Source organism: Bradyrhizobium sp. 159 (assembly GCF_023073795.1).
GTDB lineage: Bacteria > Pseudomonadota > Alphaproteobacteria > Rhizobiales > Xanthobacteraceae > Bradyrhizobium.
Genome location: NZ_JADPKE010000005.1, coordinates 12,896 through 36,037 on the forward strand (window position 1 = coordinate 12,896; position 23,142 = coordinate 36,037).

At 65.8% G+C, this 23,142-nt stretch carries 20 protein-coding genes; 8 read left to right on the forward strand and 12 right to left on the reverse strand.

Translation table 11 applies throughout. The features are described from left to right. Window positions 1–3 precede the first annotated feature (3 nt). Complete coding sequence (locus IVA96_RS00550; RefSeq protein ID WP_247414919.1) at window positions 4–1,152, forward strand: acyl-CoA dehydrogenase; 1,149 nt, start codon at window positions 4–6, stop codon at window positions 1,150–1,152. A 15-nt stretch (window positions 1,153–1,167) separates the two neighbouring features. Continuing rightward, window positions 1,168–2,364: an acyl-CoA dehydrogenase family protein gene (locus IVA96_RS00555; protein WP_247414921.1), complete on the forward strand. Its 1,197-nt coding sequence runs from the start codon at window positions 1,168–1,170 to the stop codon at window positions 2,362–2,364. Window positions 2,365–2,516: 152 nt separating this feature from the next. Here the strand turns inward: IVA96_RS00555 and IVA96_RS00560 are convergent, their stop codons facing one another. The 4 genes from IVA96_RS00560 to IVA96_RS00575 form a co-directional block, all read right to left on the reverse strand. Beyond that, a complete protein-coding gene (locus IVA96_RS00560; protein WP_247414923.1) occupies window positions 2,517–4,841 on the reverse strand; it encodes a xanthine dehydrogenase family protein molybdopterin-binding subunit in 2,325 nt (774 codons plus the stop codon). A gap of 126 nt (window positions 4,842–4,967) precedes the next feature. Continuing rightward, the gene (locus tag IVA96_RS00565) at window positions 4,968–6,053 is read right to left on the reverse strand and encodes a trypsin-like peptidase domain-containing protein (protein WP_247414924.1); all 1,086 of its coding nucleotides are present in this window, start codon (window positions 6,051–6,053) and stop codon (window positions 4,968–4,970) included. Window positions 6,054–6,223: 170 nt separating this feature from the next. Further along, window positions 6,224–7,099, reverse strand: coding sequence for a dihydrodipicolinate synthase family protein (locus IVA96_RS00570; RefSeq protein WP_247414926.1), 876 nt, complete (start codon window positions 7,097–7,099; stop codon window positions 6,224–6,226). A gap of 65 nt (window positions 7,100–7,164) precedes the next feature. Further along, window positions 7,165–8,130 (reverse strand): VOC family protein, encoded by a 966-nt coding sequence (locus tag IVA96_RS00575; RefSeq protein ID WP_247414928.1) that lies wholly within the window; start codon window positions 8,128–8,130, stop codon window positions 7,165–7,167. A gap of 184 nt (window positions 8,131–8,314) precedes the next feature. On the opposite strand from IVA96_RS00575, the gene IVA96_RS00580 reads away from it, so the two are divergent. Further along, window positions 8,315–9,181 (forward strand): S1C family serine protease, encoded by an 867-nt coding sequence (locus IVA96_RS00580; protein WP_247277433.1) that lies wholly within the window; start codon window positions 8,315–8,317, stop codon window positions 9,179–9,181. Next, complete coding sequence (locus tag IVA96_RS00585) at window positions 9,178–9,549, forward strand: helix-turn-helix transcriptional regulator (protein WP_247277434.1); 372 nt, start codon at window positions 9,178–9,180, stop codon at window positions 9,547–9,549. The genes IVA96_RS00580 and IVA96_RS00585 overlap by 4 nt, the downstream gene beginning before the upstream one ends. Window positions 9,550–9,559: 10 nt before the next feature. On the opposite strand, the gene IVA96_RS00590 is transcribed toward IVA96_RS00585, so the two are convergent. The 4 genes from IVA96_RS00590 to IVA96_RS00605 form a co-directional block, all read right to left on the reverse strand. After that, window positions 9,560–10,636: a HAMP domain-containing sensor histidine kinase gene (locus IVA96_RS00590; protein WP_247277435.1), complete on the reverse strand. Its 1,077-nt coding sequence runs from the start codon at window positions 10,634–10,636 to the stop codon at window positions 9,560–9,562. After that, window positions 10,623–11,315: a response regulator transcription factor gene (locus IVA96_RS00595; protein WP_247277436.1), complete on the reverse strand. Its 693-nt coding sequence runs from the start codon at window positions 11,313–11,315 to the stop codon at window positions 10,623–10,625. The genes IVA96_RS00590 and IVA96_RS00595 overlap by 14 nt, the downstream gene beginning before the upstream one ends. A 97-nt stretch (window positions 11,316–11,412) precedes the next feature. Beyond that, window positions 11,413–11,919, reverse strand: coding sequence for a hypothetical protein (locus IVA96_RS00600; protein ID WP_247277437.1), 507 nt, complete (start codon window positions 11,917–11,919; stop codon window positions 11,413–11,415). A 287-nt stretch (window positions 11,920–12,206) separates the two neighbouring features. Further along, window positions 12,207–14,543, reverse strand: a complete 2,337-nt coding sequence (locus IVA96_RS00605; RefSeq protein WP_247414931.1) for a Tex family protein — start codon at window positions 14,541–14,543, stop codon at window positions 12,207–12,209. Window positions 14,544–14,928: 385 nt separating this feature from the next. On the opposite strand from IVA96_RS00605, the gene IVA96_RS00610 reads away from it, so the two are divergent. Beyond that, window positions 14,929–16,041, forward strand: a complete 1,113-nt coding sequence (locus IVA96_RS00610; RefSeq protein WP_247414932.1) for a ring-opening amidohydrolase — start codon at window positions 14,929–14,931, stop codon at window positions 16,039–16,041. Window positions 16,042–16,168: 127 nt separating this feature from the next. Then, window positions 16,169–17,638 (forward strand): amidase, encoded by a 1,470-nt coding sequence (locus IVA96_RS00615; RefSeq protein ID WP_247277440.1) that lies wholly within the window; start codon window positions 16,169–16,171, stop codon window positions 17,636–17,638. A gap of 190 nt (window positions 17,639–17,828) precedes the next feature. On the opposite strand, the gene IVA96_RS00620 is transcribed toward IVA96_RS00615, so the two are convergent. Beyond that, a complete protein-coding gene (locus IVA96_RS00620; RefSeq protein ID WP_247277441.1) occupies window positions 17,829–18,146 on the reverse strand; it encodes a hypothetical protein in 318 nt (105 codons plus the stop codon). A gap of 149 nt (window positions 18,147–18,295) precedes the next feature. Between IVA96_RS00620 and IVA96_RS00625 the strand changes: the two genes are divergently transcribed. Continuing rightward, complete coding sequence (locus IVA96_RS00625; RefSeq protein WP_247277442.1) at window positions 18,296–19,204, forward strand: PaaI family thioesterase; 909 nt, start codon at window positions 18,296–18,298, stop codon at window positions 19,202–19,204. A 66-nt stretch (window positions 19,205–19,270) separates the two neighbouring features. Continuing rightward, window positions 19,271–19,636, forward strand: a complete 366-nt coding sequence (locus IVA96_RS00630; RefSeq protein ID WP_247277443.1) for a hypothetical protein — start codon at window positions 19,271–19,273, stop codon at window positions 19,634–19,636. Here the strand turns inward: IVA96_RS00630 and poxB are convergent. The 3 genes from poxB to IVA96_RS00645 all read right to left on the reverse strand — a co-directional run bounded on the left by poxB (window position 19,633) and on the right by IVA96_RS00645 (window position 23,010). Continuing rightward, window positions 19,633–21,369 (reverse strand): ubiquinone-dependent pyruvate dehydrogenase, encoded by a 1,737-nt coding sequence (poxB, locus tag IVA96_RS00635; protein ID WP_247414935.1) that lies wholly within the window; start codon window positions 21,367–21,369, stop codon window positions 19,633–19,635. The genes IVA96_RS00630 and poxB overlap by 4 nt on opposite strands. An 80-nt stretch (window positions 21,370–21,449) precedes the next feature. Beyond that, window positions 21,450–22,082, reverse strand: coding sequence for a 2-dehydro-3-deoxy-6-phosphogalactonate aldolase (locus tag IVA96_RS00640; protein WP_247414937.1), 633 nt, complete (start codon window positions 22,080–22,082; stop codon window positions 21,450–21,452). A 13-nt stretch (window positions 22,083–22,095) separates the two neighbouring features. After that, window positions 22,096–23,010, reverse strand: a complete 915-nt coding sequence (locus tag IVA96_RS00645) for a 2-dehydro-3-deoxygalactonokinase (protein WP_247414939.1) — start codon at window positions 23,008–23,010, stop codon at window positions 22,096–22,098. Window positions 23,011–23,142 lie beyond the last annotated feature (132 nt).

Consider the following 23,142-nt stretch of genomic DNA (forward strand, 5'->3'; position numbering starts at 1 on the left):
CACATGGACCTCAATCTCAGCGACGAGCAGCGCCTGCTGCGCGAGAGCGCGGAACGCTTCGTAGCCGAAAGCTACGATGCCGCTCACCGCCGCACGATGGCAAGCGATCCGCTCGGCTTCAGCCTGGCCGTCTGGAGGCAGTTCGCCGAGCTCGGCTGGCTGGCGTTGCCGCTTCCTGAAGAGTTCGGTGGGCTTGGCGGCGGCGCGATCGATGTCGGCATCCTGATGGAAGCTTTTGGCCGCGGGCTGGTGTCGGAGCCCTATGTCGCAACCGTGGTGCTAGGGGCCGCGCTGATCGCTAGATGCGGCACCACGGCGCAAAAGCAGGCGAGCCTGCCCAAGGTCGGGGACGGATCACTGAAGCTCACCTTGGCGCATTCCGAGCGCACGGCGCGGTTCGATCTCGCTAAGGTCGCAACCAGCGCCAACAAGACGTCGCAGGGCTGGCATCTGGCCGGCAAAAAGATCGCGGTGCTCGACGGGCATGCTGCCGACGAGATCATCGTCTCCGCACTCATGCATGACCATCACGGACCTTCCGGGCGGATCGGCCTGTTCGTGGTGCCGGCGGCGGCACCGGGCCTCACAATCTCCGACTACGCTCGCCTCGGCGGCGGACGCGCCTGCAACATCGAGCTGTCGGACGTGCAGCTGCCTGCGGACGCCCTGCTCGGCGACGGCAGCGATGCTCTGCCCGCGATCGAATGGGCCGTCGACCGCGCCATGGCCGCCCTAGGTGCGGAAGCCGTCGGCATCATGCAGACGCTGCTCGACACCACGCTGGAATACACCAAGATCCGAAAGCAGTTCGGCCGTCCACTTTCCGCCAACCAGGTGATCCGCCACCGCCTCGCCGACATGGCGATGCAGGTCGACGAGGCGCGCTCGATGGCGCTGCGCGCCGCACTGAAAGCCGACGCCGAACCCGTTGAGCGCGCGCGGGCTGCGTCGGGCGCGAAGGCCAAGATCGGCAAGTGTGCGCGCTTCGTCGGCGAGCAATCGATCCAGCTCCATGGCGGCATGGGCGTCACCGAGGAGCTCGAGGTCGGCGCCTATTTCAAGCGGCTGGTCGCCTTCGACACGCTGTTCGGCGGCAGCGCGCACCACTATGCCCGTCACGCCCGGCTTGGCCGTACCAAAGTGCCGGCCTGATACGAGGAGCGCATCATGGACCTGTCGTTCAATGCCGAGGAGCGCGCCTTCCAGGACGAGGTGCGCGGCTTCATTGCGAAAAACCTGACCGAGGAGATGAAGCGCGCAACCGCGCTGACGCCCTCGGTGTTCTCCGATCCTGACATCGGCAAGGCCTGGCAGCGCGCGCTGCACCGGCAGGGTTGGGGCGCGCCGGGCTGGCCGGTCGAATATGGCGGGCCGGACTGGACCCCGGCGCAGCGCTGGATCTTCGAGACCGAATGCGCACGCGCCGGCGTGCCGAACGTCAACGTGATGGGCGTGAAGATGGTCGGCCCCGTCATCATCGGATTCGGCAGCCCCGAGCAGAAGAATTTTTATCTGCCGCGTATTCTCTCAGGTGACGATTATTGGTGCCAGGGCTATTCCGAGCCAGGCTCGGGCTCCGATCTGTCGTCGCTCAAGACGCGCGCGGTGCGCGACGACGACGACTACATCATCAACGGCACGAAAATCTGGACCACGCATGCCCACCACGCCAACCGCATGTTCGCGCTGGTGCGCACCAGCGACGGGCCACGGCAGCAGGACGGCATCAGCTTCATCCTGATCGACATGAAGACGCCGGGCATCACCACGCGTCCGATCCTCACCATCGGCGGCGACCACGAGGTCAACCAGGTGTTCTTCGACGACGTGCGCGTGCCCGTCGCCAACCGCGTCGGCGAGGAAGGCAAGGGCTGGACCTATGGCAAATATCTGCTCGAGTTCGAGCGCGGCTCCGGCATCGCCTCGGCGAAGCTGCGCGAGGGATTGAAGGCGATCGCGGACCTTGCCAAGTCCGACCTCACGGGCCGCGCGATCGACAGCCCTGACATCGCAACGCGCATCTCCGAGGTCGAGGTCGACATTGATGCGCTTGAAATGACCGAGCTGCGCGTGCTCTCGGCGCTGCAGACCGGACAAAATCCCGGCGCGGTGTCGTCGATCCTGAAGCTGCGCAACAGCGAAATCCGGCAAGCCGTGACGCGGTTAGGGGCCGACGTGATCGGTCACGACGCCCTCGCGGTGGAGCCGATGCGGCCGCTCTACAGGCTCAACCACGAGCCGCCGATCCCGGAGGAGATGCTGACGGTGATCCCGGAATATCTCAACGGGCGAGCGTATACGATCTTCGGCGGCACGTCGGAGATCCAGCGCGATATCATCGCGAAGATGATGCTGGGGATTTGAGGCCTGTAGCCCGGACGGAGCGAAGCGCAATAGGAGTTACGGCTCGCTCATCCGTCATTGCGAGGAGCGCTTGCGACGAAGCAATCCAGAATTTTCCGCGGAGAAAATCTGGATTACTTCGCTGCGCTCGCAAAGACGGTGCACCTGAAATATTAACCACCCGCCTTCGCGTCCCGGATCGCCTGCCAGATCTTCTGCGGCGTCAGCGGCGTGTTGAGCTGGGTGATGCCAAGCTCGGCGAGCGCATCCATCACGCCATTGGCGACGCAGGGCGGGCCGCCGATGGCGCCGGATTCGCCGCAGCCCTTGGCCCCGAGCGGATTGGTGCGGCAGGGCGCGGAATCGTCGAGCGTCACCACAATCGGCGGCACGTCGTCGGCGCGCGGGATGCAGTAGTCCTGGTAACTCGCGGTGAGGAGCTGACCGTCGGCATCGTAGGACACGCCCTCATACAACGCCTGACCAATGCCTTGCACAACGCCGCCATGGATCTGCCCGGTGACCAGCATCGGGTTCACGGCAACGCCGACGTCGTCGACGGTGGTGTAGCGCACGACGCGGGAGACGCCGGTCTCGGGATCGATCTCGACCTCGCAGATATGCGTGCCGTTCGGCCAGCTCGGTCCGTCCACCTCGCCTTCGGAATCGACGCTGAGCTTGGCGCCGCTCTCCTTCTCGGCGAGATCGAACAGGCTGATGCGGCGGTCGGTGCCGACCACGGTGAGCATGCCGCCCTGATACTCGATGTCCTCGACCGAGGTCTCCAGCACGTTCGCGGCCTTCTCGCGCGCCTTCTGGATGAGGTCATTGGAGGAGACGGCCACGGCCGTGCCGCCGACGAACAGCGAACGGGAGCCGACGCTACCAAAGCCCATGGCGAGATCAGTGTCGCCTTGGACGACGTCGATCTTGTCCATGGGAATGCCGAGGGTGCCGGAGATCATCTGGGTGTAGGTGGTCTGCAAGCCCTGCCCCATCGCCATGGTGCCGGAATGCAGCACGACGCGGCCTTGCGAGGTCGCGTGCAGGCTGACCTTCTCGGTATGCGCGCGCCCGCCAGTCCATTCGATATAGGAGGTGAGACCGCGGCCGTAGAGCAGGCCCTTCTTCCTGGCCGCCTTCTTGCGCGCGGCAAAGCCGTCCCAGTCGGCGAGCTTCACGGCGCGGTCGAGCATGTGCGCAAAGGCGCCGGAGTCATAAATCTGGCCCGCGGCGTTCGTATAAGGCAGCTGCGCCGGCTTGATGTAGTTGGCCTTGCGGATCGCGCGCGGATCCATGCCGATCTTTCGCGCAGCCGCGTCTAACAGGCGCTCGACGATGAAGACGGCTTCGGGACGGCCCGCACCGCGATAGGCGCCGACGGGTGCGGTGTGGGTCATCACCGACTTCACCTCGAAATGCACCAGCGGCAGATCGTAGACGCCGGTCTGCACGAACGGCCCGAGCACCAGCGGGATGATGTTGGCCGCACCCGAGGAATAGGCGCCGGTGCAGCCGATCGACTTGACGCGATAGGCCAGCACCTTGCCCTTCTCATCCAGCGCGAAGGAAGCGGTCGAGGTGAGATCGCGGCCATGGGTGCCGCCAACGAACTCGTCAGTGCGGTCGCCGCGCCAGCGGATCTTCTTGTTCAGCTTGGTCGCGGCATAGGCGACGATGCCATCCTCGGGATAGAGGTTGGTCTTCTGGCCGAAGCCGCCGCCGATGTCGCCGACCAGCACCCGCACGCTGTCATTGGGACGCTTGAGCACGGCCTCCGCCAGCACGTCGCGAGTCGAGGCCGGTGTCTGCGACTGCACGTGCAGCAGGAGCCGTCCCGTCTTCTTGTCGATTTCGGCGATGGTCGAGCGCGGCTCCATTGCGGATGGAACGAGGCGTTGGCTGACGAGATCGAGCTCGACCGTGTGCGCCGCTTTGGCAAAAGCCTCGTCCACCTTGGCGGCATCGCCATAGCTCATCGCGCCGACGATGTTATCGGGCGCTTCCGGCCACACCACGGGCGCACCGGGCTTTACGGCCTCCACCGGGTCGACCACCGCAGGCAGCACGTCGTATTCGACCACGATCGCTTCGGCCGCGCTCTGCGCCTCCACGCGCGAGGCGGCCACGACGGCGGCAACCGCTTCGCCGGCGTAGCGCACGACTTCATGGGCCAGCAGCCGGCGCGGGGGCACCGTCATCGGCTTGCCGTCGGGACGTTTGAAAATGTTCAGCGTCGGAATGCTGCCGATGTCGTCCTTGACGAGGTCGGCGCCGGTATAGATCGCGGTGACGCCAGGCATCGACGCCGCGGCGCTGGTGTCAATCGAGACGATCTTCGCGTGCGCATGCGGCGAGCGCAGCACGTGCAACCACAACGCGCCGTCTGCCGGTTTGTCGTCGATGAATTGCCCCTTCCCGGTGAGCAGCCTAAGGTCTTCCAAACGCTTGACGGGCTGTCCCGCTCCGAAACGCAAATTGCCGGGAAGAATGTTCATTCCGTTATGTCCTTGAAATCCGGAAAACGACCGCGGCGGTTTTAGCCGATTTTGCAGTCGATACAACCGAGCCGCAGCACATCAGCATTGCGTGCCACGCCCCCATTGGCCGCGCAGATTGCCACGTCAGGAACGCTCGATGTCGATGATGCCCACATTCACGTCGCGGGTGTCCGAGCCCCGCTTGACAGTGAGGCGAATGGACTTCCCGGCGCCGGCCTGCTCCAGCGCATCGGTCAAGTCGGAGAGGCGCCTCACCGGCTTGCCTTCGACCGCGGTGATGATGTCTCCGACCGCGCCAGTCGACAAGTTGACCCCGCGAATCCCCGCCCGCTCCGCAGGGCTGCCGGGGGCCGTCCGCACCACGATCACGCCTTGGACGCCAAGCCGCGTCGAAACATCCTCGCTGGCGGCCACGATGCCGATGCCGGGGGTCGGCACGCGACCGTTGCGGATGAGTTCGGGGACAATCCGGTTCACGACATCGACCGGCACCGCGAAGCCGATGCCGGCGTTCGAGCCGGATGGCGATATGATCGCCGTCGTGACGCCAATCAGCCGGCCTGCGGAATCCAGCAGCGGCCCGCCTGAATTGCCTGGGTTGATCGCTGCATCAGTCTGGATGACGTTGGCAATCTCCCGGCCGCCATGGGTCGGAAGCCTGCGCTTGAGAGCACTGATGATGCCGCTGGTCATGGATTGATCCAGCCCGAAGGGATTGCCGATCGCAAAGGCGGATTGCCCGACCTTCAGATCGTTCGAACTGCCGAGAGCCACCGGCGGAGGGAGTTCACGCACACTCCGGATTCGCAGGACCGCAAGATCGTAATTGGGAGCCGTACCGACCAGGTCAACCTGGGCTACCTCTCCCGACGCAAAGCGCACCGCCATCTCGCCGCCATTGGCCACGACATGATTGTTCGTCACAAGGTGCCCCTCGGCGTCCCAAACGAATCCCGTGCCGGAAGCGCCGCCCTGGCCCTCCTCACCCATGAGAGGACTAGCCGCCGATCTCACCGCTACCTGGACAACCGAAGGCGACACGCGCTCGAAGATGTCGATCGTGGCCTTTTCGGCCTCCGACAGCGGCCCGCGCTGCTCGACGGCTCGCGCGGCGGGAGTGGTCCACGGCGCATGCTGGATTTTCGCGGCAGTGACCACGAGCAGCAGAGCGGCCAGGGCTGCCGCGGCAATTCCGTAGCGACGATTCATGGGTGATCACCGCGGTGTACTGAAGACAATGCTCAGAATGCTCATGCCTGAGGTGGCGGATCTCGCTCACGCAGCAACGTCGCAAGCGCCTGGAAGTTTCCTGATCGAAGCAGATAGGAATAGGTCGGCTTGCGGCAGCATCTGGGGGCATATTGCCGCGTGACAATCGGCTATGCCAGCTCCCGCAACGCCGCTTCCACGATCCTGCGCTGCTCGGCCGTCAGCGCGGCCTGCGGCGGCACAGGGTCGGCGACGTCGTAGCCCTGGATCGAAAGCCCCGCCTTGATGCAGGCGGCGAGATTAAAGCGGGCAAAGGCCTCGTTGATGCGCCACAGCCTGCGCTGAAGCTTCATGGCCTCCTCCCAGCGACCAGCCCTGCACAGTTCGTACAGCGCAACGCTCTGGCGCGGGATGATGCAGGCCGGGCCTGCCATCCAGCCGAGACCGCCGATCAGCATCACCGCGACCGGGATATGGGCGGAGGCCGCGAACACCCGCAAGCCATCGCCGCAGCGGTTCATGATCGAGAGCAGCCGGCCGGTGTTGGTCGAGGCGTCCTTGATGTAGCCGATGCGCGGATGCTCGGCGAGGCGCGCGATGACATCGAGGGTGAGGTCGGAGCGTTGGAATTGCGGATTGGTGTAGATCACGATGGGGATGTCCACGGCATCGGCGATGGCGCGGAAGTAGGATTCGACCTGGGCATCGGCGAGCGGGAAATACGCCTCCAAAATCGCCAGGATGCCGTCGGCACCGAGCTTCTGGTACGCTTTCGCCTGCGCCACCGCGTCCGCGATCGAGGTTGAAGCGACGCCCGCGACCACCGGCACGCGGCCCTTGGCCGCCTCGATCGTGGTCTGCACGATCGCCATGCGCTGCGCGGCATTGAGATAGGCGAACTCGCCGGTCGAGCCCAGCGGCGTCAGCCCGTGCACGCCGGCGGCGATTAGATCGTCGCAGAGCTTGCCGAGGACTTCGGTGCGCACCGTGCCACCGGCATCGACGGGCGAGACGAGATAGGGAAAGACACCGTGGAATTCGGACATGTCGGGCGTGGACCCCGGTCAATTGGTTTGCGCCTGAGGCGTATTACCAACGCCTGCGCCGGCGATCAAACCCTGAGAAGGCGCACCCGCGTGCCCCAGGGATCGACGGCCTCCAAGCCGTCCGCAAGCGCCCTGACCCGTGCGCCAACCTTGCGTAGGCGCTCCTCCTGGGCTGCGAGGATGTCCTGCTTCTCGGTCACCAGCGAGAACCAGGCAAGACCGGTCATTTGATCGTCGCGTTGGCCGGCACCCTGGCTCTGCCAGACATTCATGCCGAGGTGATGATGATAGCGGCCCGAAGACAGGAACGCGGCGCCGCTGCGGCGGCGGGTCGGGTCGAGGCCGATGCTGGCGTGATAGAAGCTCTCGGCCTGCGCGAGATCGCCGACGCGCAGATGCATGTGGCCGATGCGCAACCCTTCCGGCGCACCGGCATAGTCGGCCACGCGTGTATTGGTCAGCGACAGCAAGTCGGGGATGTTGAGCTCGTCGGTTGCCATCTTCACGCCGCCCTCGCTCCACTGCCATTGCGAGGGATCGCGGTCGGCATAGACCTCGATGCCGTTACCTTCGGGATCGTCGAGATAGACGGATTCGCTGACAAGGTGATCGGCAAATCCCGACAGCGGCACGCGATGTGCGGCGGCATGCACCAGCCAACGCGCGAGATCCTTGCGCGTCGGCATCAGGAAGGCGGTGTGATAGAGGCCGGCGGCGTTGCGCGGCTCGATTGCGGCATTGGGACGGGCTTCCAGCACCAGCAGCGCGAGGCCGGCCGTGCCGAGCTTCGCGCCAGTCGCCGAGCGCTCCATCACGGTGAGCCCGATCACGTCGCGGTAGTAATCGGCGAGCTTGTCGAGGTTCTTCACCCGGAGCGTCACCATGCCGACCCGCATCGGCGTTCGGCTGGCATAGGTCGGGCCACCGCCCTGCGCATTGCCTTCGGCGCGCGCCGCGGCAGCCGCCGCCATTGCGAGAGAGGCCGCGCCGGCGAGCTGAAGCAGGGTGCGGCGGGTGAGATCGATGCTCATTCAGTCAGGGCTCGCGGAAATGGTTTGACGCCGTACAGCGCAATGTCGGGCCGGTTGCTACACGTTTCCGTGAGTGGGTCCCAATCACATGTTCGTCGGCCGGCACTGACGCTGCCCTGGCCACCCGGCCAGTTTCCGGATTGCCTGCGACATCCCAGATTGAGCACAGCTACAGGAGCCTGCCATGACCGACCCAACTCCTCTGTCTTCACTGTCGTCCGCGCTCGCGGACATGGTGGCGCGCACCGCACCGTCCGTCGTCTCCGTCTACTCGCATCGCTCCCGCGCGAGCGGCTTCGTGTGGAAGCCAGGCCTGATCGTCACGGCCGACGAGGCCCTCGCCGACGAGGGTGCGGTCGAGATCGGCCTTCCCGACGGCAGCCGAGTGGCCGCCGCTATCGCCGGTCGCGACCATACGACCGATATCGCGCTGCTGCGCACTGAGGCCGCGATTGCCCCGGTCAAGCTGACCACATCGGTCCCTGCGCTAGGCACGCTGTCGATCGTTGTCGCCACCAATCGCGATGCGCCGAGTGCGGCGCTCGGGATGGTATCGGCGTCCGGCAAGAGCTGGCGCTCCTTACGCGGCGGCGACATCGATGCGCGGATCGAGCTCGACGTCCGCCTGCGCGGTAGCCAGCAGGGCGGCCTTGCGCTCGATGCATCGGGTGAAGCCTTCGGCATGGCCGTGCTCGGCCCGCGGCGGGTGCTGGTGATCCCGACGGCGACGATCGAGCGCGTCGCGCCGCAGCTCGAGGCGCGCGGCCGCATCGCGCGCGGTTATCTCGGCGTCGGGCTGCAGCCGGTGCGGCTCGACGACGGTATCGGTGCGATGGTGATGAATGTCGACAAGACCGGGCCTTCGGCCGCGGCCGGCATCCGCCAGGGCGACGTGATCGTGGCGGTCAACGACCAGAAACTGTCCGGCGTGCGCGCGCTGTCGCGGACGCTGGGACCTTCCAGCGTCGGCGCGGTGGTCGATGTCGCAGTTCGCCGCGGCGGCGAGCCGGTCAGCTTCAAGGTCACGGTCGGCGAGAGGCCGGAGGCGTGAGCGAGGACAACGCGCCGGAGATCGTGCTCGCGCTGGAGATCGACGACCCAGCCCTCGCCGATCGGCTGGCCAAGCTGCTCGGCAACGTCGCCGGACTTCGCCTCGTCGCGCCTGGCGAAGCCGCCGCGGCGACGATTGTTGCCCGCGATCCGCGCATCATGCCCGGCGACATCGCGCTGACCCAGCGCGAGCTCGACGTGCTGGCGCTGATGGCCGAGGGCGCCTCCAACAAGATGATCGCGCGCCAGCTCGGCATCTCCGTGCACACCGTGAAATTCCATGTCGGCTCGCTGCTCGACAAGCTGGATGCCACCGGCCGCACCGACGCGGTCGCGCATGCGGCGCGCCGCGGCGTGATCGAGCTGTGACACCACCAATTCACGTCGCTAGTGCCGCCTTGAAGCTGAGCTGGACGGTGAGGCCCGGCGCATTGTCATGCAGCGCGATCTCGGCGCCATGGAGGCGCGCGACTGCGGCGACGAGACTGAGACCGAGGCCATTGCCCGGCGTATAGCGGCTCTGCTCGAGCCGGTAGAAGCGCTTGAACACGTAATCGCGTTCCTCCGCGGGAATGCCCGGGCCGTCGTCGGCGATCGCGATCACCGCGCCGCCATCGGCGCTGCGGCAGGTGACGGTCACCTGCCCGCCTTTGCGGCCGTGCTTGATCGCGTTGTCGACGAGATTGGCGATGGCATCGAACAAGAGGTCGCGGTCGCCGGTCACCGGCACCTCGCGGTCGCTGGCGAGACTGAGCTTTGTGGCGACCTGCTCGGCGGCGGCATCGTAGAGCTCGACGACCTCGCCGGCGATCTCGGCGAGGTCGAGCCCGCGGAAGGCGCCGGTGCGGGCCCGGGTCTCGATCTCCGATATCCGGGTGATGGAAGCGAACATGCCGAGCACGGCGTCGAGATCGGCGATGGTGTCGCCGATCAGCGCCGCATCCGCCTCGCTGTTGCGCGGGGTGTGATAGGCCTTTTCCAGCCGTCCGCGCATGCGCGTCAGCGGGGTGCGCAGATCGTGGGCGACGTTGTCGCTGACCTGTTTGACCTCCCCCATCAGCGTCTCGATGCGGTCGAGCATTTGATTGAGGTTTTCCGCGACGCGGTCCCATTCGTCGTTGCTGCCGCGCAGGGGAATGCGCTGGTCGAGGCCGGCGAGCATGATGGCGCGGCTGGTGGCGTTGATCTGCTCGATCCGCCCGACCGTGCGCCGCGTCACCAGCACGGCCGCGAGCCCGGCGAGCACCAGAAGCAGCACGGCGACCGCAGCGATCGCGAGCTCGATCATGCGCGCGAAGGCATCGTGATCGCCGGCCTCGCCGAGCCGGCTCTGCACATAGGCGAGCGTGCCGAAATAGACGTAAGCCATGATCGCCGCGACGATCAGCCCGAACGCCGCGATCGCGATCAGCGCGAGGCGGAAGGTCGAGGAGCGGAGCGTCTTAGCCAGGAGCACGGAGGCAATATCCGATGCCGCGGATGGTGTGGATCAGCGGATAGGCTTGGGCATCGTCGACCTTGCGGCGAACGCGCCCGACATAGACGTCGATGATGTTGGTGGAGGGATCGAAATGCAGGTCCCAGACGTGCTGGAGCAGCATTGCGCGGGAGACGACGCGGCCCTCGTTACGAACGAGATATTCAAGCAGCTGGAATTCGCGCGGCAGCAGCGGGATCTTGCGGCCGCGGCGACTGGCGCTGCGTGCGATCAGGTCGACGGCGAGATCGCCGACCCGCAGCAGCGTCTCCTTGGCGATGGTCTCGCTGCGGCGGCCAAGCGCCTCCAGCCGTGCGAGTAGCTCGACGAACGAGAACGGCTTGACGAGATAATCGTCGCCGCCGGCGCGCAGGCCGCGCACGCGATCATCCACCTCGCCAAGCGCGGAAATGATCAGGAACGGCGCAGCGATGCCGTCGTCGCGCAATTGGCGCATCACGGTGATGCCGTCGATATCGGGCAGCATGCGGTCGATAGTGATCACGGCATAGTCGCGCGCGCCGCCCTGGTGAAGCGCTTCGCGGCCCGTGCCGGCAAGATCGACCTCGTAACCGGAGGTCGTCAGTTCCTCGACGAGCTGGCCTGCAGTCTCCGGATCGTCCTCGACGACCAGGATGCGGCGGTGACCTCCGGTCATGACGAACTCCGCGCGACGATCGCCACCAGACTATCCCGTTCCGGGGCTGAGCGGAACTGCCCGGTGGCGACCGCGACAATGGTGCGGTCCGGCGATGCTAGTACCAATAGTCTCCGCACACATTGACCCATCGCCAGCCATAGGGCGTCCAGCTCCTGCGCCAGCAGCCGTCGTCGTAATAGCTGGCGTAGATGAAGGGCGCGCCAAAGAAGGCGAACCGGTGGAAGCGATGATGATGATGGAAGAACGCATGCCGGCCGATGAAAGGCCTGCCGTGCCAGCCCGTGCCGGCAAACCGCGGTCCAAAGGCGGCACGGGTCGCGAGCGGAGCAGCGGCAAAGCGCGGCCCGATGGCGGCGCGGGCGGCCATTGGCGAACCGGCGAAGCGCGCGCCACCGAAATGAGCGCCGCCCATGCCGCCCACTCGCATGCCCCCGCCACCCATGCCGCCACCACCGACATGCATGCCGCCACCCCCGAAGTGGCCACCGCCGCCAAACCCGCCATGTCCGCCACCGCCGGCGCGGGCAAGAACGGGCGACGCGACCGCCAGCGTCGCGGCAACTGCCGCTGCGGCGAGGCCTGTGAGAAGCCTGTGTTTCATCGGAAAATCCTCCCTACAGTGCGGTGGTCACACAGCCGCACTCGAAGGTTCAGAAGAGGAGAACGCGCCGTCTCCTTCAACTTACAAATGCGCCAGATTCTGACGCGCGTGTTAGGGAGGCGGGCCACCGCTCTCTCCTCGTCAGTTGCAAGCAGCTCTTGCGACGAAGCAAATCCAGACTGTCCAGTGGAGGCAGTCTGGATTGCTTCGCTACGCTCGCAATGACGACGCGATAGAACTCGCTATCCGTGGAGCAGATCGCCTCTCCCCGATGGGCGAGGAGAGACTCACACCCGCTTGCCGCCGTTCTTCTCGGCTGCACGTCGCAACGCCTCCGCAAGCGCGCCGCCGCCGGAGGATTCCTGCTTGCGCGGCGCCGACGAGGTCATGCGCGCGCTGTTGCGCGAATTGTTGTCGCGCTGCATGCCGGGCGCGTCCTTCTTGGCGCCGACCTCGTCATCCAGCCGCAGCGTCAGCGAGATGCGCTTGCGGGCGACCTCGAAGTCCAGCACCTTCACCTTGACGATGTCGCCGGGCTTCACCACCTCGCGCGGATCCTTGATGTAGGTCTTGGACATCGCCGAGATGTGCACGAGGCCATCCTGGTGCACGCCGATGTCGACGAAGGCCCCGAAGGCGGCGACGTTGGTCACAGTGCCCTCGAGGATCATGCCCTTCTTGAGATCCTTGATCTCCTCGACGCCTTCCTTGAACACCGCGGCCTTGAACGCCGGGCGCGGGTCGCGGCCGGGCTTTTCGAGCTCGCGCAGAATATCGGTGACGGTCGGCAGACCGAAGGTCTCGTCGACGAAATCCTTCGGCTTCAGCGTGCGCACGATATCGCTGCTGCCGATCAGCGCCTTGATGTCGCTCTTGGTCGCCGCGAGAATCCGGCGCACCACCGGATAGGCTTCCGGATGCACGCCAGAGGCGTCGAGCGGATCCTCGCCGCCGACGATGCGCAGGAAGCCCGCACACTGCTCGAATGCCTTCGGCCCGAGCCGCGGCACGTCCTTGAGCGCCTTGCGCGATTTGAACGGGCCGTTGGCGTCACGGTGCGCCACGATGCTCTGCGCAAGGCCTGTGCCGACGCCCGACACGCGGGCCAGTAGCGGTGCGGAGGCAGTGTTGACATCGACGCCGACGGCGTTCACGCAATCTTCGACCACGGCATCGAGCGATTTGGCGAGCTTGGCCTGGCCGAGGTCGTGCTGGTACTGGCCGACGCCGATCGCCTTGGGCTCGATCTTGACAAGCTCGGCGAGCGGGTCCTGGAGCCGCCGCGCGATCGAGACCGCACCGCGTAAGGTGACGTCGAGATCAGGCAATTCCTCCGAGGCGAAAGCCGAGGCCGAATAGACCGACGCGCCCGCTTCGGACACGACGATCTTGGTCATCTTCAGTTCGGGCAGGCCTTTGACGAGGTCTGCCGCGAGCTTGTCGGTCTCGCGCGAGGCGGTGCCGTTGCCGATCGCGATCAGCTCGACGCGATGCTTCAGCGCGAGCCTGCCTAGGGTCGCCAGCGACTCGTTCCATTGCCGCTGCGGCTCGTGCGGGTAGATTGCGGTGGTGTCGACCACCTTACCGGTCGCATCGACAACCGCGACCTTGACGCCGGTGCGGTAGCCGGGATCGAGCCCCATGGTGACGCGGGTGCCGGCGGGCGCGGCGAGCAGGAGGTCGCGCAGGTTCGAGGCGAACACCCGGACGGCCTCGGTCTCGGCCGAATTCCACAACCGCATGCGCAGATCGATGTTGAGATGCACCTGGATCTTGGTGCGCCAAGCCCAGCGCACGGTGTCGATCAGCCAGCGGTCGCCGGGGCGCTTCAGGTCGGCGATGCCGAACCGCTTCATGATCTTCAGCTCATAGGCGCTCGGCACGCCCGGCGGCGGCGCCTCGGCCTCGGCCTGGATCTGGAGGTCGAGGATCTCTTCCTTCTCGCCGCGGAACATCGCCAGGATGCGGTGCGACGGCAGCTTCGTCAGCGGCTCGGAGAAATCGAAATAATCGGCGAACTTCTCGCCCTCGGTCTTCTTGCCGTTGCGCACCTTGGAGACCATGCGCGCATTGGTCCACATCTCCTCGCGCAGAGCGCCGATCAGATCGGCGTCCTCGTCGAAACGTTCGACCAGGATGGCGCGGGCGCCGTCGAGCGCGGCAGCGGCATCGGCAACGCCCTTCTCGGCGTCGACAAAGGCTTCGGCCACGGCCTTGGGATCATTGCCAGGCTCTGCCATCAGCTGATTGGCGAGCGGCTCGAGGCCGGCTTCCTTGGCGATCTCGGCCTTGGTGCGGCGCTTCGGCTTGAACGGCAGATAGATGTCTTCGAGGCGCGCCTTGCTGTCGGCGGCAAGAATGCTGGCTTCGAGAGCCGCGTCGAGCTTGCCCTGCTCGCGGACCGATTCGAGGATGGCCTTGCGGCGGTCTTCAAGTTCACGCAGGTAAACCAGGCGCTCCTCCAGGGTGCGCAATTGCGCGTCGTCGAGCGCACCGGTCGCTTCCTTGCGGTAGCGGGCGATGAAGGGAACCGTGGCGCCGCCGTCGAGCAGCGTCACCGCTGCCTCGACCTGCTCGGCACGAACCCCAAGCTCCTGCGCAATTTTCTGGTTGATATTTGCCACGCGAGAATTCCTCTATCCTAGCACGCGACACGGCGGCGAACCACCGGCCACGGGACGCCGCTTATGAACCAACCGGGGTTGATTCATCAAGGTGCAGCGGACGGCCGTCGACAGAGGATTTTTTGTTGAACCGATGCGATCTCGCCACATTCGTGGAGATGGCGAAGACGGCGCACAAATTCCGCTGTCGTCCTGGCGGAGACCAGGACTCACCGCTAGTCTGTCGATCACGGCCGGAAGCAATACCGAACGACGAATCTTCGCCAAATTGCTCCCTGGGGTAATGGGTCCTGGCTTTCGCCAGGACGACGACGGGGATTGACAGGCGCCAAGCTTGGACGACTGTTTTGTCTGCCGGACCACCGAACCCCCAAAGAGAAGTGCGATGCAGACGACATCGGTCGACGCCATCAGGATCGCCACCAAGGGCCCCGGCGACGTGTCCGGCCTCATCAGTATGATCAGCTCAGGCGCGATCGATCCAAGCGAAATCCTCGCAATCCTCGGCAAGACCGAGGGCAATGGCGGAGTCAACGATTTCACGCGGGAATATGCTGTGGCCGCGTTGTGCGCGGCGCTTGCGCCGCGGCTCGGCCTGTCTCCAGAGGAGGTCGAGCAGCGCATCGCCTTCGTGATGTCGGGCGGCACCGAAGGCGTGCTCAGCCCGCATATCACGGTGTTTACGCGGCGCGACGTCGAGGGGCGGCCGGCGGGCATGTCCGGCAAGCGCCTGAGCATCGGCATGGCACACACCCGTGATTTCCTCCCCGAGGAGTTCGGCCACTCGGCACAGATCACCGAGACGGCGAAAGCCGTGAAGGCGGCGATGGCGGATGCCGGCATCACTGACTCTGCCGACGTTCATTTCGTGCAGATCAAGTGTCCACTGCTCACCAGCGATCGCGTCGAAGCAGCCAACGCTCGCGGCAACAAGACGGCGACGACCAGCGCCTATGGCTCGATGGCCTATTCGCGCGGCGCCTCCGCGCTCGGCGTCGCGGTCGCGCTCGGCGAGATCGCGCCTGACGTCGGCGACGAGGACGTGCTGCGGCGCGACGATCTGTTCTCGTCCGTTGCCTCCACTTCGGCCGGAATCGAGTTGATGCACAACGTCGTCATCGTGCTCGGCAACTCCTTGTCTTCAGCAAGCGCGTTCGAGATCGGGCATGCCGTGATGACCGACGCGATCGATGCCCCGGCGGTGGTATCGGCGCTGAACAGCGTCGGGCTCGGCGTGGCGCCGCAGGCAAAGACGGGTCGCGAACTGGTCAATATCTTCGCCAAGGCGGAGGCTTCACCGAGCGGCAGCGTGCGCGGCTTTCGCCACACCATGCTGGAAGACACCGACATCAGCGCCACCCGCCACGCCCGCGCTGCGGTCGGCGGCCTGATTGCGGGACTTGCCGGCACCGGCGCCATCTACATCTCCGGCGGGGCCGAGCATCAGGGACCGCCGGGCGGCGGGCCGGTTGCAGTGATCGCGCGACTGTCGGATTGAGACGATCGGCAGCTCTGCGCCTCCACCTCTCCGCCCCATGCAACCCTGCCCCCCGCGCCGGCTCAGTTGATTCACGAAGATCCTTGCGAAAGGAAAGGTAGCGCCGCATCAAGAGGATTTTGCCGACATGACTTTGCCGATGAGCTGGAATGAATGGGCGCAGCACGACGGCGTGGCGCTGGCCGCGCGCGTCCGCAACGGCGAGCTGACGGCGAAGGAACTGGCGCGGCAGGCCGCGGCGGGCGTCGCCAAGGTCAATCCGGCGCTGTCGGGCGTGGTCGAGCTGTTCGAGGACGTGATCGCCGATCCCGCCAAGGACGGCGCCAACCTCTCCGGCCCGTTCGCCGGCCTGCCTTTCCTGATGAAGGATCTGGGACCGACCATGAAGGGCCGCCTCCAGGAGATGGGTTCGCTCCTGATGCGCGGCAATCGCGCGGACGCCGATACCTTCCTGACCGGCAAATTCCGCCAGGCTGGCCTCAACCTGATCGGACGTACCACGACGCCGGAATTCGGCGTCTGCAGCTCGGCCGACAATCCCGCCGTCTATGTCACGCGCAATCCCTGGAATACCGACTACACCACTTGCGGCTCGTCGGCCGGCAGCGCCGCGATGGTCGCGGCCGGCGTGGTGCCGATCGCGCATGCAACCGACGGCGGCGGCTCGATCCGCATTCCCGCGGGCGTCAACGGCAATATCGGGCTCAAAGTATCGCGTGGCGTGTTCTCGCTCGCACCGCACATGTCCGATCTCACCGGCCTCGTCTCGATCCAGGGCTGCCAGTCGCGCAGTGTGCGCGACACTGCCACCTTTGTCGATCATGCAAGGGGACCTGCCCCCGGCGAGTTCATGCCGTTCTGGACCACGGCGCAGCCTTATTCCGAGATGATCAAGCGCGATCCCGGCAAGCTCCGGATCGCGCTATCGCACACCTGGGGCGATTACACCGCAACGTCGCACATCGCCACCGAGCTGGAGAAGACCGGCCGCTTCCTCGAAGGGCTCGGCCATCACGTCGACTATGCGCTGCCCGAGCTCGATTTCCGCGCTGCGTTCGCGGCGCAGACCACCTGCTACATCTCGAACTTTGCGGTGGTGATCTCCAACATGCTCGCCGCGCGCGGGCTGGAGAAGCCGCCGGAAGATCTGATCGAACCCATGAACATCCGCATCTGGGAAGCCGGCCGACACACGAGCTTCGCCGAGCGCGCGAAGATGCAAGGCGTATTCAACACGGCCTCCCGCGGCTTCGGCGCTTTCTTCGAGCAGTGGGACGTGATCCTGACGCCGGTCACCGCGCTGCCGACGCCGAAGGTCGGCACAAAGGAATATCTCACGATCTCCGACAATCCCGACGTGCTCGACTGGTTCGGCAATCTCTGGCGCAATTTCGCCTTCACGCCGCTCGCCAATCTCTGCGGCATCCCGGCGATCTCGCTGCCAATGGCGACCCACGAGCACGGCCTGCCGCTCGGCATCCAGGCGATCGCCAAGCAGGCCAATGACGGGCTCTTGCTGCAACTCGCCGCCCAGATCGAGCGCGCGCTCGACGGCAAGTGGAACGGCGGCAAGAAGCCGAAGGTGCATGTGGGCTGAGTGCCGCCGCAAGGAAGCTGGCGACGGATTCCTCGCGGCCCATCCTTCGAGACGCCTGCCGTTGGCGGGCCCTCAAGATGAGGTCATCCTCGCAGCGCGATCTTTGACCCTCATTTTGACCCTCATGGTGAGGAGCGCCGCCTTACGGCGCGTCTCGAACCATGAAGGCCCTGCAATGGCGCGACTGCCATCAATTCTTCACTGCCGGAATCTCCTCCGTCGGCTGCTGCTGGCCCTGCTTGTACATCGTCAGCGCCTTGTCGAGCGCCTCGCGCAGGGCAAGCGCCGCGGCCACGCTGCAACGCAGGTGCGCGGTCTGGACCACGTCGACCCTGACTGCGGCGCCGACCGGCATCAGGAGATTCGCGGCAAGCTCGATCTGGATCGCGCCGTTATGATGGCCGAAGCATGAGGCGCCGTCGAAATAGATGATCGGCGCCCGCTCCGAGCTGGAGGTCGAAATGGTGACGGGCCCCTGGGCGGTCGAGGGTGTTTCGGGGTCGGTCATGGGCGCTCCTTGCGGATAGGTCGAACGAACGAAGCACCCACCATCGTCGCTTCGGCCGCCTCTGTCGAGACCAAACCGGCCTTGCAGGACCGTGCGAAGGTTACATGCGGGGTTTTGCGCGATGCGCGGCACTGGTCTAGAACGTCGCTATGTCTTGCTCATCGACCACGCTTCCCTTCGAGGAACTCGCCGAGGCCATCAAGGGCCGGCGCTCCGATTACGGCCATATCAGCGGGCTCCAGCTCGACCGCTTCGCGCCCGGTGAGGCCTGGTCCAGCCTGCCTTACCGTCCCGTCTTCGTCGGCGACACCGAGACCGGCGTTCTGCATGGCGGTGTCGTCACCGCGATGCTGGACGAGAGCTGCGGCATGGCGGTGCAGCTCGCGCTCGACGGCACGCGCGCGATCGCAACGCTCGACCTGCGGATCGACTATCAGAAGCCGGCAACGCCGGGCCTCGATATCAAGGCGCATTCCGTCTGCTACCGCACCACACGCTCGATCGCCTTCGTCCGCTCCACCGCCTATCAGGAGTCCGAAGACGATCCGGTCGCGACCGCGACCGCCTGCTTCATGATCGGCGCCAACCGCACCAACATGCTCGCGGACCGGAGAATGGATTCGCGCAGCATTCCGACGCTGGAGGCGCCCGAGGATCCGGATGGCCCGTTCGCGAATAGCCCGTTCGCGCGCTGCCTCGGCATTCGCGTCAACGGAGACGCCACGCTGACGATGCCGTTCTCGCCGAAGATCATCGGCAATCCGATCCTGCCCGCGATCCATGGCGGCATGACCGGCGCTTTTCTCGAAACCACCGCGATCGTCGGCGTGGCGCGCGAGCTCGGCACTGCGGCGCCACCCAAACCGATCGGCCTCACCGTCAACTATCTGCGCTCCGGCCGGGCGCTCGACACCTTCGCCGACGTATCAATTGTGAAGCAGGGGCGGCGCATCGTCGCCTTCGAGGCGCGGGCCTGGCAGGACGATCCGGACAAGCCGATCGCCACGGCCTTCGGTCATTTCATGTTGCGGCCAACGCCCGGAAGTGACGAGGAATAGGCGTATTTCACTTGACGGGCGGGGCGCAGGACACAACGATAGCGCGTTCCCGCGAGAGGTATTGGGTTGCGGCATCCGCTCGACATCGTCGCCATGTTCGCCGCACTCTGGCTGCTGGCATCGATGGTGCTCGACGCGCTGACGCCGAAGGAGCTGACGGCGGTGATGATCGCCATTGCGATCGGGCCTGCCATCGTCATCACTGCCGTGTTCTATTATCTGCGCTGCCCACGGACGGATTTCGCGGTGATGTTCGCGGCGCTCTGGCTGATTTCGGACGTTGCCATTGCCTTCATCTCGCCGAAGGCGCTGCCGCATTTGCTGATCGTGCTCGGCTTCGTGCCGGCGCTGCTGATCGGCACCGTGCTGCACTGGCAGCGCTTCCAGCACCGCCACGAGCGGCTACCGGTGCCGTCAGCCAAGCGCAGTTAACGCGGCAGCAGATTCGTCTTCGCAAGGTCCAGCACCTCGTCGCCACGACCGTTCATCACGGCGCGCAGCACCCAGAGGCTGAAGCCCTTGAGCTGCTCGGGCGTGATGGTCGGCGGCATCGACAGCTCCTGCTTGGCGGTGACTACGTCGAGCAGTGCCGGCCCGTTATGAGCCAGCATCTCCTTCATCGCGCCGGGCAGCTCGCCGGGGTCTTCGACGCGTTGGGCAAAGATACCCATCGCGCGCGCCATCGCCGCGAAATCCGGGTTCTCCAGATCGACATTGGTATCGACGAACCCCGCGGCCTTCATCTCCAGCGCGACGAAGCCGAGCACGCCGTTGTTGAAGACGACTACCTTCACCGGCAGCTTCATCTGCGTCAGGGTGATCAGATCGCCCATCAGCATGGTGAAGCCGCCGTCGCCCGACAGTGAGATCACCTGGCGGCCGGGTTGGGAAGCCTGCGCGCCGATCGCCAGCGGCATGGCATTGGCCATCGAGCCGTGCACGAAGGAGCCGATCAGCCGACGGCGGCCGTTCATGTCGAGATAGCGCGCGGCCCACACCGTGGGCGTGCCGACGTCGGCGGTGAACACGGCATCGTCGGACGCATGGTCGCTGATGACTTTTGCCAGATATTGCGGATGGATCGGCTTGGCTCCCGGCGTCCCCCTGGCGAGCTGGTCGAGACCCTCGCGCGCCTTCTTGTAGTGCGCGAGGGCATCGTCGAGATGCCTGCGCTGCGTCTTGGTCTTCAAGAGCGGCAGCAGCGCCTCGATGGTCAGCCGGACATCGCCGACGAGGCCGAGATCGATCTTGCAGCGCCGGCCGAGATTTTCGGGGCGGATGTCGATCTGCGCGACCTGGCAGTCGGTCGGGAAGAACTGCTTGTAGGGGAAATCGGTGCCGAGCATCACCAGCGCGTCGCAGGCGTGCATGGCCGCGTAGCCCGAGGAAAAGCCGATGAAGCCGGTCATTCCGACGTCGTAGGGATTGTCGTATTCGACATGCTCCTTGCCGCCGAGCGCGTGCACGATCGGGCTCTTGAGCGTTTCGGCAAGCTGCATCAGCGGCGCATGCGCGCCGGCGCAGCCACGGCCGCAGAACAAGGTGATGCGTTCGGCACCGTTCAAGAGATCCGCGAGCGCTTGCAACTCACCCGTCTGTGGCACGACTTTCGGCGCTGCCGGCGTAAGCCCGCGCGTCGTCGACAGCGCGCGCTTGTGCGGGCTGCGAAAAGCGACATCGCCGGGTATGGCGACGACGGCGACACCGCGCAGGCCGACCGCCGCACGGATCGCATTCTCCAGCACGTAAGGAAGCTGGCTAGGGTCGGAGACCAGCTCGCAATAATGGCTGCATTCGCGGAACAAGTTTTGCGGATGCGTTTCCTGGAAATAGCCGCCGCCGATCTCGGCCGAGGGGATCTGCGCCGCGATTGCCAGCACCGGAACGCGACTGCGATGCGCGTCGAACAGGCCGTTGATCAGATGCAGATTGCCGGGGCCGCAGGAGCCGGCGCACACCGCAAGGCTTCCCGTCATCTCGGCTTCGCCGGCGGCGGCAAACGCCGCGACCTCTTCGTGCCGGACATGGATCCAGTCGATGGTGCCGCGGCGGCGCAGCGCCTCGGTGAGGCCGTTCAGGCTATCGCCGACGATGCCATAAATGCGCTTGACGCCGGCCTGTTCGAGCGTCGCCACGAACAGATCGGCTATGTTGTTGATCGCCATGTCGGTCTCCTGAACTCGCTGGTGCAGCAAGATAGGATAACGCAGGACCGTGACGGCATCACGGCTTGTTTATTGGCGGCTCAGGCTTGCGCAATCGCCCGATCGTACGCCGCGATCGTCAACTTTGCGCGAGCGGCAACGTCCGTCGCCGTCATGCCGGGCTTGTAGAGGCTTGAGCCGAGCCCGAACGCCGTCACGCCGCCCTTGATGTATTCGGCAAAATTCTGGTCGGAGACACCGCCGACAGCGGCGATCATCACGCCGGCCGGCAGCACGGCGCGGATCGCGGCGATGCCGGACGCGCCGAGCACGCTCGCCGGAAAGAACTTCAGGCTCGATGCGTCGGCGCGCGCCGCCAGAAGCGCTTCGGTCGGCGAGAACACGCCGGGCATCGTCACCATGCCGTGCTGATGCGCGCGCGCCAGCACTCCGGTATCGACATTCGGCGAGACCATCAGCTTGCCGCCGACGTCGTTGAGACGATCGACGTCTGCGGCCGTCAGCACAGTGCCGGCGCCGATCAACACGCCGGCGGGCGCGAGCTTCGCAGCGGTGGCAATCGAGCGGAACGGATCTGGCGAGTTCAGCGGGATCTCGATTGCGGTCATGCCGGCCTCGATCAGAACGCCGACGATCGCCTCGGTCTCCTCCGGTTCGACGCCGCGCAGGATCGCGACCAGCGGACGCTTCATCGGCGGAAAGGCAACGCTCATTTCAAGATTCCTCTCATTTCATCCAGATCGCGGCGGCCGCCATCGAAAGACCGCGGCGAACGGCTTCATCGGCGTCAATCGGCTGCACGGTGACTGCTAACGCCTCGAAGGCGAGCCGATACAGCGTCGCGAGCCGGCCGGAGGCAATCAGCGTGACGCCGGCTTTCGGGACGGCGCCGGAAAGGCCCGCTGCGAGCTCAACGCCAATGAGGGTACCCGATACCGTTTCGCGCGCCGCGGCCGGCGTGCCGCCGAACAGGAGCTGCCGCGAGCGCGCGGTGAACAGAAGATTGGCGGCGAAGGCCGGCGCCTTGAATGCAGCAACCACCGCCGCCTTGAAGCTTGCGACGTCCTCGGCGTCATCGGCTCCGACGACCGCGAGCGACAGGATCGTCTCGCGCGAGACGACACTGAAGAGCTCGCCGGTCATGAAGGTCGAGAAGTGCTCGACAATGCCACCCTTCACGCGGACCCATTTCGAATGCGTGCCGGGCATGCAGACCAGCGCCTCGCCGGCGGCATCGAGTCCGAGCGCGCCGAGCAATTGCGTCTCCTCGCCGCGCATCACGTCCGGCGTGTTTGCATCGCGCTGCGCGATGCCCGGCAGGATGCGGATGTCGCGCAGCTCGCCCGGTACGAGCGCAGCCTGCTTCAGGATGGCGGCAAGTGGCGCCGGCGTGTCGACATAGCCGGCCTCGACCCAGCCCGTCTTGGCACCGGCCATGCCGCAGACGAGAACCGGCAGATGATCCGGCGCTTCGACGGCTGCAAGATGCGATTGCAGCACGGCAGGGAAGCCGGTCTTGGCCGCAGCCAGCATGCCCGCGCCGCTGCGGCGTTCCGCCAGCACCTGACCGGCACGATCGATCAGCCAGAGCCGAAAGCTGCTGGTGCCCCAGTCCACCGCGACGTAGGCGGGTTCGGTCATTCGAAACTGTCCTCGTCTTGCAGCTAAGACGTCGTCTCGCGACAATGAGACGACATGTTGCAAGTCTGTGCCGAGATACCGGCTATTGCGAGGGCAAACCAGCCCTTTCTCATCGATTTGAAGCCCCGCCGC